Below are 10,719 nucleotides of genomic sequence, written 5' to 3' on the forward strand. Positions count from 1 at the left end.
ACCTTGGTATCCTATCTCTGCGCCATTATTGACAGAGCATCTTTCTGCTGCGATCGATGGTTATCCGTATCGCGCTAAAGCCTGGATTAACCATATGGCCAATCCAATGTATGGAGTTCCTGGTTTAAAGAATTTACTTGAGGATAAACTTAAAGACCCCAATCAACTTGGGCTTATTGTGTCGGTTGATGCTTTTATTAACGAAACAACGGCACTGTCGGATTACATTGTCCCAGATACTGTGACTTATGAAAGTTGGGGAATGTCCGCACCTTGGCACGGAGTACCTGTAAAAGCGGTGACGGCACGCTGGCCTGTTGTGGAACCTCGCACCGGTAGAAGTAAAGATGGCCGTTCAATCTGTTTAGAAAACTTCTTAATTGATGTTGCCAAAAAAATGCAATTAGGTGGATTTGGTGACAAAGCTATTTCTGATGTTAACGGACATTGGCATGGCATTCATTGCGCAGAAGACTTTTATCTACGATCAGCTGCTAATCTCGCTTATGTAAAAGGCGGCGTGCCGGAAGTGTCTGCAGAGGATATTTCGTGGTCTGGGCTTGAACGTTTAATACCCGTTATGCAAAAAACTCTAACCGTAGAGGAAATGAAACGTGTCGCGTTTATTTTTGCTCGAGGAGGACGTTTTGAAAATGCATCTAATGCTTATCAACTAGAGACCATGAAATATAAATGGGACAAACCACTGGCTATTTGGAATGAAACCCTTGGCACGTCTAGAAATACGATGACCGGTGAGTATTACAGTGGTTGCCCCACTTGGTATCCCCAAAAGCTCAGTGATGGCACACCGCTGAATCAAAAATACCCGTCTAATGAGTGGCCGTTTAGTTTGACTAATTTTAAGTCGAACATTCATAGTGCTGTCTCTAATTTATCACCACGACTGAATTCGATTAAAGGTACCAATCCGGTTTATATTCATCCAACCGACGCTAAAAAAGCCCATATTCAAACTGGAGATCGGTTTATTATTGAAACCCCGAGCGCCAGTACAGAAGCGACGGCAATGGTGCTTGAAGGTATTAAGCCCGGTACACTGGGTTTTGAACACGGATTTGGACACACCGAATTGGGAGAACGACAACACTGGATTGACGATAAACAGCAACCGGTAAAATTTCGAGGAGGTGATAGCGTTAATATTAACGATATTGGCCTAATTGATCCAACACGTGAAGGTAAAGGAGTATTGCTTGATTGGGTCGTTGGTTCAGCTGCTCGCCAATCTCTTCCTGCTAGAATTCGCAAAGTGTAATTGTTAAACGGATATCATGATGGTTATGACACTTTTTATTCATACGAAAAGTGTCATAACTTATATTGACAGTGTTTAAAGTGATTACGGGGTTACACAGAATCTGTTACACCCTCTACAAACTCTGACAGAGTCATGGTTTAACCGGTAAAGTGATGAATTGTAAAAGCTTGTAATGTTGCTTAAATAAAGCTCTTTGAGTAATTGATTACTGCCCTAGAATAGCCGTTCTAACGTTACAGCCCCCCCCTTTACCACACGCTGAACCTATCTATTTCCTCCCATACCAAACGTCTCTGCTATCTCCAAAAAAAACGCAGGCATCAGACAGTGATGGTGACGTTAGCTCATTGATTAGTGGTCGCAAGATACCCGAAACGATAAGGTTACGGCCTATAACACTTGGGCTCTGTTTAGTGAGTAAGGATTTTTTGATATAGGAACCGAAAATTCAGCAATAAAAGTGTTTTCTTCATTGGTAAGTATAATTGAACCTTTATAGTTTTGAGCAATTGTATCTACAATAGACAACCCAAGGCCAGCCCCTTCTGTTAGCCCTTTCCGCCAAAAACGCGTTGTCATTTTAGGAATGTCAGCGCATAAAACATGGGCACTATTGCGAACATTAATCGTTAAATTTTCTTCTGTAGAATCAATTGCCATGATAATCGCTGTTTTTGGCAAACTATATTTTAATGCATTATCTAGTAAATTGCGGCATACAATTGTGACCATAGCCGATGGGATAACCGTTATTATTTCCTTTCCTTGTAATGAATAAGCGATACGTTCATTGTCTTGAATCATTTCATTGATAATACTTTTAATTAATACTTCGATAGACCAACTTTCGTCGGTATGAGCCTGGTGATCTGCATCTATATTAGCCAGTAAAAGTAAGTTATCTAGTATCGTGTTCAAACGCTTTGTACTCTTGCTTACCTGCATTAACGCTCGTTGTTGCTTATTGCCTGTTGTTAACTCTGCAAGTTGAGTTTGAGCCAATATTCCAGCCAAAGGCGTTCTTAATTCATGCGCTGCATTGCTAGTGAATTGTTTTTCCCGAGATATGACTTCAGCAAGCCTTGCCATTAACGCATTCTGACTAGTGATAAGCGGTTTAAGCTCTTTTAAGGGTTGGTCTATTTCAATGGGCGCAAGGTCTTCACTACCACGTTGTTCAAGCGCCGAGGTAAGCAACATTATTGGTCTTATGCCTCTACCTATAGCAAACCATAATAAACCTAACGTAATTAAAATAGCTAATGCTGGTGGAATAAGAATACTTTTAAGTAAGTCATAATATAAAGAATCTCGTTCCAGCATTTTATCTGCAATGGTTATTTTGTGTTGATTGGTTATTAACGTAAACGTACGCCACGCGGTATTCTCTGCATGAATAAAATGAAAACCAGGCTTTACCTCTGAGTTATTTGGAAAAGAACTGCTATTACTAGTTGCGATAATACTGCCATGTAAGGAACTGATTTGACAGGCCAGACCTTTTGCGGTGCCAACTTCATTTGCCTGCATTATTGACGGCAAAGATGCGGCCATAGCACTTTGTGGTACATGCGCTAATATATTACTCAGCATAACAGCGGTTGATTGAAGCCGCTTATCAAAGCTGGTTGTGAGTTTATGGTTAAGCCCTGTCACCATCCAAATACTAGTTAATAGCCAAAAGCCAATAAATACAGCCGCGACTAATATCGTCAGGCGAAGGCGTAAACTCATTTTGTGGTCACCCCAGTTGTACCTAGCCTAAAACCAAAGCCTCGCACTGTTTCAATCGCTGTGGAGCCAATTTTTTTACGTAAGTTAAATATATGCACATTAAGTGCGTTACTCGCTACGTCATCACAGGTGCCATACAATACGTCTTTCAATTGGCTTTCAGATAAAATACGTTGTGGATTATTAAGAAAAACTTTTAATAGTAAATCTTCGTTGCGAGACAGTGGGATATGTTTGCCGTTAACAAAAACCTGTTGTAGCTCTAAGTTATAAGTCAATACACCATGTGAAAGGGTATTCGTCAGTCTATCGGTAGACCGCCGCTTGATACTGTATAGACGAGCTAGCAACTCCCTCAAATCAAAAGGTTTGACTAAATAGTCATCAGCCCCATTTTTTAAACCAGTCACTTTGTCGTCAATTGAATTACTCGCAGTCAGTATCAACACAGGGAATGCGTATTGTTTATTACGCAGCCATGATATCCACGTTATTCCGTTACCGTCTGGTAAATTCAAATCAAGTATACAGAGATCGAAGTTACTTATTTTTATGATATTTTTAGCATCGGTTATCGATGAAACATGTTCAACAGACATTCCTTCACTCGATAAAAAGGTAATAATGGCATCAGCAATAACCTCATCATCTTCAACTAATAAAATATACATTTTTACCCAATTATAATTACGCTTTCATTGTGTTAATAGCTATAAGCCTAACGTGAAAATACGAAGAAGAACAAGCGAAAAAATGTGTTTAGAAGCCGATAACACTAATTTTATTTTCTTAATATTGCCTTAATCCTAATACTTGATCCTAGGAAAATTAATAAATATAAGAGTGTTAAAAATAAATGCTAAGTATTGCTTTAGGTCCCATCGTCATCTCAATTTCACAATTAATTACGCTATCAGGCTTAGTTGTTTTCTGGGGACTTACTTATCTGCAAACACGTAATAACGCGCAACAAAAAGAAATTTTAAACCATATATTCACAGCTATTTTTACTGGGTTTATAACTGCACGCTTGGCTTTTATTTTGACAATGTGGCAAGCCTACCAAGAAAACTGGTGGCAATTGTTAAATATAAGCGATGGTGGTTTTTTATCTGGTTATGGTTGGGCAGCAGGTACCTTGGTACTTATACGTTTCACTATCAGTAATAAATCGTTAGTTAAGATCTATATAACGTCTGCCGCAATCACGGCTAGCTGTTTAATTATTCCTATATTTTCCGCGGCACTTTATCAATCTGGAATTGAGCTACCACGTTCACAGCTAAGTAATATGCAAGGTCAGGAGGTGAATTTAAGCGCTTATAAGGGTAAACCGATTATTATCAATTTTTGGGCAACATGGTGTCCGCCATGTCGTCGTGAAATGCCAGTGTTAGATGCCGCTCAAAAAACACACAAAGATGCGGTTTTTATATTTGTTAATCAAGGCGAAAGCCCCGCAACCGTTGAGCAGTTTATTACCTCAACACAATTAGATATACAGAATATTTTTTTCGACCCGAGTAGTAACGTTAGCCAAGAATCTGGTGCCGTAGGGCTACCAACGACATTATTTTATAATGCTGAAGGAAAACTAGTGACCAGCCATACCGGGGAATTGTCTCAAGCTAGCTTAGATTATTACCTTAAAAAACACCTTAAATAAACAAATACCGCAACACTTTATACAAGGATAAACTAATGAAAAAATATTATTTTCTTACACTTTTACTCCCTTTTAATCTGATTGCCGCAGATAAAGACAACTACCCTGCTCCGTTAAGGTTGTTAACTCAGCAAGGAGGCGAAATAGTCAGTGAATTTAAAGCTCCAGCGCAAATGACAGGCTATGTTGCCAGCATACAAGGGCAGACTATTGCTTTGTACGTGACACAAGATGGACAATATTTATTTCCAGGCCCTATGTTAGATGTTGATGGCAATGATCTCGGTGAAGAAAGAATCCAGGCTTATGAACAGGGACCTAAAGCATTGAAAAGTTGGCAAGCACTTGAAAATAGTCATTGGGTAAGGGACGGCTCTTCTTCTGCACCGCATATTGTTTATACGTTTACTGATCCAAACTGTCCTTATTGCAAACAGTTGTGGAAAAATGCGCGCCCTTGGATTGAATCTGGAGAAGTGCAACTCCGTCATATTCTAGTGGGTATTTTAAGGGATGATAGTTTAGGTAAAGCCGCTGCAATATTGAGTGCTGATGATCCTGCTGAGCAATTTAAAAAACTTGAACAAGGAAGTTTATTTGATGCTTTAAAGCCGCTAGAAAATCCCGATCAAGAAGTACAAGATATGTTAATTAAAAACTATGAAACCATGATGTATCTTGGTGCAAGTGCCACTCCAGCTACTTTTTATAAAAACAAGCAAGGTGAGTTTAAAGCGCAAGCAGGCTTACCGCCACCGGCATTAATGGCCGAAATTTTTGGCTCAAATAAAAGTAAGTAATGTGTAGGGGTTGTTGACCTTTTATGATTACTTTTACAGCCCTTTACCTAATGATTGATATTTTTAAAAGAAGCTAAATGAATGTGGATAGTTAAACTCGCGCTGCGCCAGCGTTATACCATAGGTGTATTGGTAATCTTACTTTTGTTGTTTGGTGCTCGCTCTTTACAACAAACATCAACCGATATATTACCGTCTATCGACATTCCCTATGTAAACGTTTTATGGACATATCCAGGCTTAAATGCCAGCGATATGGCATCAAAAATCTCTTCTTTTAGTGAGATTGCCATTATGAATAATGTCGATGATGTGAAACGCGTGGTATCAGACAATGGTAATGGCTACTCACTTATTCAAGTGAGTTTTCATTCTAAGGCAAATTTAGCGGTGGCGTTATCGCAAATTACCAGCGTTTCGCAAACAATATTGAAGCGCTTACCCGCAGGTATGACCCCGCCGTTAGTGGTTAATTATACCACCTCGAGTGTACCTATATTACAACTTGCCATATCGTCACAACAAATGACGCCATCAGAGCTTTATGATTATGCTCGGCTGACATTGAGGCGCCAACTTCAGTCAATTCCTGGTTTAAGGCTCAGCTTGCCATTTGGCGGTGCACCAAGACAATTAATGATTGATATAGCCCCTGAAAAACTACAAGCGTATGGGTTAACAGCACGGGATATTGGGGAGGCGATTGCCCAGCAGAATGTCACCTTGCCTTCAGGTGTTTTACGAGCGGGTGAAAACGAGTTTACCGTTTCGACTAATGGCAGCCCTGAAGGGGTTAAAGAATTTGAATCGATGCCGGTAAAAAATAATCAAGGTCGATTAATTCAATTAAAAGATGTTGCACAAGTGCGTGACGGCGGCGCAGTCGCAACGAGTTTAGCGCGGGTTGATGGCCAAGCGGGTGTTATTGTTTCGATTTTAAAGCTTGGGCAAGCGTCAACGGTCGATATTATTGATGAAATAAAACAACGCTTACCCGCAATTCAAAACAATGCGCCAACAGGGTTAGCTATAACGCCTATTTTTGATCAATCGCGTTTTGTGGTTGCCTCAAGAGATGCGGTGTTTGCTGAAATAATACTGGTAGCCGCGTTAGTTGCGCTGGTTGTGATATTTTTTCTAGGCAGTTTACGCAGCACACTCATTGTATTAACGTCAATTCCGTTAGCATTATTGGCCTCATTAACAGGCTTAAGTCTGCTTGGACATACCATAAACCTAATGACCTTAGGTGGGCTTGGTTTAGCCATAGGCATATTAGTTGATAATGCCTTAGTAGAAATTGAAAACATTAACCGTAACATCGACAGTGGCAAGCCCATCAGGCAAGCCGTAATAGACAGTGCCAAACAGGTTGTCTTTCCAGAGTTTGTTTCTACGTTAAGTATTTGTATTGTTTTGTTGCCGATTTTTTTACTCAGCGGCACCAGTGCCTATATTTTTGAACCTCTTGCTCTAGCGGTGTTACTGGCTATGGTTGCTTCATTTACCCTATCAAGAACATTGGTGCCAACCATGGCTTATATGTTGTTACCTAGTGAGCGTGAAAACATCACTGTTCAACCCGTTAAACTGCAAAGGTTACATGCAAAAGTAGAGCGCTCGCTCGACAGCATAATTGCTAGCCATACCAACAACTTAAAACGCTTGTTCGTTTACAGAAAAGCCACCTTAGTTATCGTCAGTATTGCGGTTTGTGTTGTCTTGATTGGCGCTTATAACGTGTTGGGTAAAAATTACTTTCCAAAATCTGATGCCGGCGGTATTCGCTTACATTTAAGAGTTGATAATGGTGTGCGTTTGGAAGAGTCTGCCCAGCAGTTTGCTAATGTACATCGCTTAATCCGTCAAATTATTCCTACCAATGAAATTCAAGCCATAGTCGAAAATATTGGCCCACCAGAGCCGATAAATAAAACCTGGATTAGCTCGATGATTAGCACCTCATCTGAAGGCGAAATATTAGTACAACTTAATGCGGGGCATGCACCAACAGATGATTATATTCGTGAAATTAGAGCACGGATCAAACAAGAATATCCAAGCTATCAAGTACTATTTAGACCTGCTGATATTATTTCACAAACACTTAATGGTACCGCTCAGTCTGCTATTGAAGTGAACCTGACTGGCAGAGATATAAAAGGTAACTTAGCAACGGCTAAGGCATTAATGAGTAAGCTGGAGAATGTTGAGGGCGTCGCCGATATTATGCTTGGTCAGATAATGGTGTGGCCTGATATTTATCTCAGTGTCGACAGGATCAGAGCTGAGCAATTGGGCATTAACATGGCTGATATCAATCAAGCCTTATTAGTGAGTTTGAGCTCCAGTGCGACTTTCTTCCCCAATAGCTGGACTAACAACGGCATTAGTTATGTGGTTGCCGCGCAAATACCACCTTATCGCATGGAGTCGCTCGACGCATTGTTAAATACGCCAGTAAAAGCCTCTACCCAAGGGCAAGAAATGGTGTTCTTGCGTAACGTTGTTAATGTAGAGCAACGACAGCGCCCAGCGCTAGTTAAGCGACAAATGTTAGCGCCATTGATCAGTATACTCATTAATATAGATCAGCGAGATTTAGGCGCGGTGTACGACGATGTTGTTAGTGAAATAGAACCTTTTAAAGCGTCTATGCCAGCAGGAAATACCATCTCGATTGAAGGACAAGCTAAAGATATGTTGATTGCTTATAAGGATCTGGCTTTAGGCATGGTGATGGCGGCATTTCTGGTGTACTTAGTGATGGTCATAAACTTCCAATCTTGGGGGCTTCCGCTTATTGCCTTGAGTGCAATGCCAATGGCGATAACAGGATCATTACTTTTCTTGGTAATTACCGGCACCTCATTAAGTGTCTCTGCCTTCATGGGCATGATAATGGTGATGGGGGTAACTACCGCTAATAGTGTGTTAGTGGTGAGTTTTGCTCGAACCGAAATATTGAGCGGATACAAAGCGGTTGATGCTGCATTTGCAGCAATAAACACCCGTTTTAGACCGGTTATTATGACAGCACTGGCGATGTTAGTGGGCATGATCCCAATGGCATTAGCCCTTGGAGAAGGCGCAGAGCAAAACGCCCCTTTAGCGAGAGCTGTAATTGGTGGCTTATTATTAGGTACGCCTGCAACGTTAACCTTAGTGCCTTTATTGCTGAGCCTGCGCAATAAACCCTTATTTAAAGATGCCCCGGAGAGCGAAAATGCTTAACCTAGTAAACAGAAAACCGCGTAAGTTAGCGAGTGTATTAGTGCCTCTATTAACGTCTTTTATATTGTTGGCCTCTAGCAGCGTAATGGCTAAAGAGCCTACAAGGGTATTACTTAATAAGGATAGTCTTGAGGAAAGCGCCGTTCAGCACTATCAAACAGCCGATCTGATACAAATTAATGATGTTCGCCAGGTATCATTACCTATTATTTCTCGTGCGATACAGTCAGCTAAATTATTTTCACGCATGTCAGGATTTATTACTGCACAATACGTTGAAATTGGGGATAAAGTTAACAAAAATTATGTATTGGCAGTGATTGATGATCCTGAAGTAAAGGCGCAGGAACAGAAAATCCTAGCCAATATCGCCAGTGAGCAAGCTGAAAAAGAACTGAACCAATTAAACTTAACAAGGGTCGAACAATTAGCTAATAGTAAACTAGTAAGCGATGCAGAACGCGATCTATTACGTATTATGCTCCGTCAGTCAAATGCCAAAATTGATGCTTTAAAGTCAGAGTTAGCGCAAAATTTACAACGCCAGTCATTTTTATCAATCAGGGCGCCTTTCTCAGGTTATATTGTCGAGAAAAATATTGAGTTAGGTGATTTAGTGAATGCAGATAATCCTCAAACTGATACATATTTATATCGCATAGCCAACACACAAAAACTGAAAATAATTGCCTATGTACCGCAAAGTGAAATTAAATTTTTAACTGTTGGCGATAACATCAATGCCACGTTTACGGGTTATGATGGCTTGATTATTAATACTCAGATAACACGGATGGCAAAGGCTGTTGAAGAATCAACAGGCACAATGCTGATAGAAGCGGAGTTTGACAATACCAGCTTAAATCTCCCCTCAGGTCTTCGCGGGATTATGTCATTTGATACAGCACAGCAAAGTAATGCTCAAGTATATTGGCAAGCCCCAATATCTGCGTTGACTTATCATCAAGGCAATACGGCAATTGTTGGCATAAAAGACGGAAATAAACGATTCTATAAAATAAATATTATTTCTCAATCAACCAAAAACGTTGTTTTTACCAGCAAATTAGAACAGATTGAAAAAGTAATACTCAACCCTAACGCCTTACTATTTAATAGCTAAGATTTTACATTAGGATCAGGAGTTAGTTACCCCGGATACAACAATGCGTTTAGGCCTGGTTTACAAAAAAATTGAGTCGTGGAGAAGTACAAGAAACAGATATCAATTTATACAGTAGAGCTTTTCAAGATTTTAATAAATAAAGCTAAAATATTATGGCTTCAATACTTGGTTGTTGTAGTGGCGAAAATAGAGGTGATGCGTACCAGGTTCTTTCGAACTTATTTCATTTGAGAGAACAAATGAATGCAATGGATACTAGATATGATGGCTTTCCAAAAATGGATTCAGGAAAACTTGACGGGGGCCTTTCAGAAATCGCAGGCAAAATTCCTGAGTTTAACTACGATGAAACCTTAGTACGTTTGCAAGATACTACGGCATTAAAAAGCTTTATGATACCTGTTCAAACGGTTATGAAAAGTTACAAATATTCAGGTTTTTTTGAGATTAACATTGATAATTCAGTGCTTCAGAAGTTTATTAATGAGACTTATCATATCGAGAATGAGTACATATGTCAGCTTGATCAAACCCAGTTCGATCTAATTCCTGAATATGTGACATTAGCTTGTGATAAGTGTTTGGAAACTGCTTGATTTTAGTATTAGTAGTTGTGAATTTGTTATCGCTGCTTAGTTTTACACTTTTGGTAAAGGGGCTAGGTCGGTCTTGCATTTTGTTTATTCATTAAAGAATGTATGGAAAATGTAATCTGGCTGAAGTCTACTCAGCTTTATAAGCTAGCTCGGAATGGGGCATAAATGAGTTTGCCTACTTAATTGAAAATGGACAAATTCAACTCTGAACTTGAGGCCGTTGAAGACTCTTTATAAAAGAATGCGTGAGCTGGCCATGGATGGCCCGCTAGCTTTCGCGG

General features: G+C 39.9%; 8 protein-coding genes. 6 read left to right on the forward strand and 2 right to left on the reverse strand.

Annotation, left to right across the window (positions count from 1 at the left end; genetic code table 11):
* A partial coding sequence (locus H5185_RS18685) for a molybdopterin dinucleotide binding domain-containing protein (RefSeq protein WP_310741676.1) occupies positions 1–1,279 on the forward strand: 1,279 nt, incomplete at its 5' end.
* Between the two features lie 393 nt (positions 1,280–1,672).
* Here the strand turns inward: H5185_RS18685 and H5185_RS18690 are convergent.
* Both H5185_RS18690 and H5185_RS18695 read right to left on the reverse strand, forming a co-directional pair.
* Positions 1,673–2,941, reverse strand: a complete 1,269-nt coding sequence (locus H5185_RS18690; RefSeq protein ID WP_392344865.1) for a histidine kinase dimerization/phospho-acceptor domain-containing protein — start codon at positions 2,939–2,941, stop codon at positions 1,673–1,675.
* Positions 2,942–3,012: 71 nt separating this feature from the next.
* Positions 3,013–3,687, reverse strand: coding sequence for a response regulator transcription factor (locus H5185_RS18695; RefSeq protein WP_182742838.1), 675 nt, complete (start codon positions 3,685–3,687; stop codon positions 3,013–3,015).
* A gap of 185 nt (positions 3,688–3,872) precedes the next feature.
* Between H5185_RS18695 and H5185_RS18700 the strand changes: the two genes are divergently transcribed.
* The 5 genes from H5185_RS18700 (at position 3,873) to H5185_RS18720 (ending at position 10,438) form a co-directional block, all read left to right on the forward strand.
* Complete coding sequence (locus tag H5185_RS18700) at positions 3,873–4,682, forward strand: TlpA disulfide reductase family protein (protein WP_182742839.1); 810 nt, start codon at positions 3,873–3,875, stop codon at positions 4,680–4,682.
* Positions 4,683–4,717: 35 nt separating this feature from the next.
* Positions 4,718–5,482, forward strand: a complete 765-nt coding sequence (dsbG, locus tag H5185_RS18705) for a thiol:disulfide interchange protein DsbG (RefSeq protein ID WP_182742840.1) — start codon at positions 4,718–4,720, stop codon at positions 5,480–5,482.
* Positions 5,483–5,563: 81 nt separating this feature from the next.
* Entirely contained in the window at positions 5,564–8,716 is a 3,153-nt protein-coding gene (locus H5185_RS18710; protein ID WP_182742841.1) for an efflux RND transporter permease subunit, read from the forward strand.
* The gene (locus H5185_RS18715; RefSeq protein ID WP_182742842.1) at positions 8,709–9,839 is read left to right on the forward strand and encodes an efflux RND transporter periplasmic adaptor subunit; all 1,131 of its coding nucleotides are present in this window, start codon (positions 8,709–8,711) and stop codon (positions 9,837–9,839) included. The genes H5185_RS18710 and H5185_RS18715 overlap by 8 nt, the downstream gene beginning before the upstream one ends.
* A gap of 155 nt (positions 9,840–9,994) precedes the next feature.
* Positions 9,995–10,438, forward strand: a complete 444-nt coding sequence (locus H5185_RS18720) for a hypothetical protein (protein ID WP_182742843.1) — start codon at positions 9,995–9,997, stop codon at positions 10,436–10,438.
* The last annotated feature ends 281 nt before the right edge of the window (positions 10,439–10,719 follow it).

Origin of the sequence: Shewanella sp. SG44-6 (assembly GCF_014164185.1) — a bacterium.
GTDB lineage: Bacteria > Pseudomonadota > Gammaproteobacteria > Enterobacterales > Shewanellaceae > Shewanella > Shewanella vesiculosa.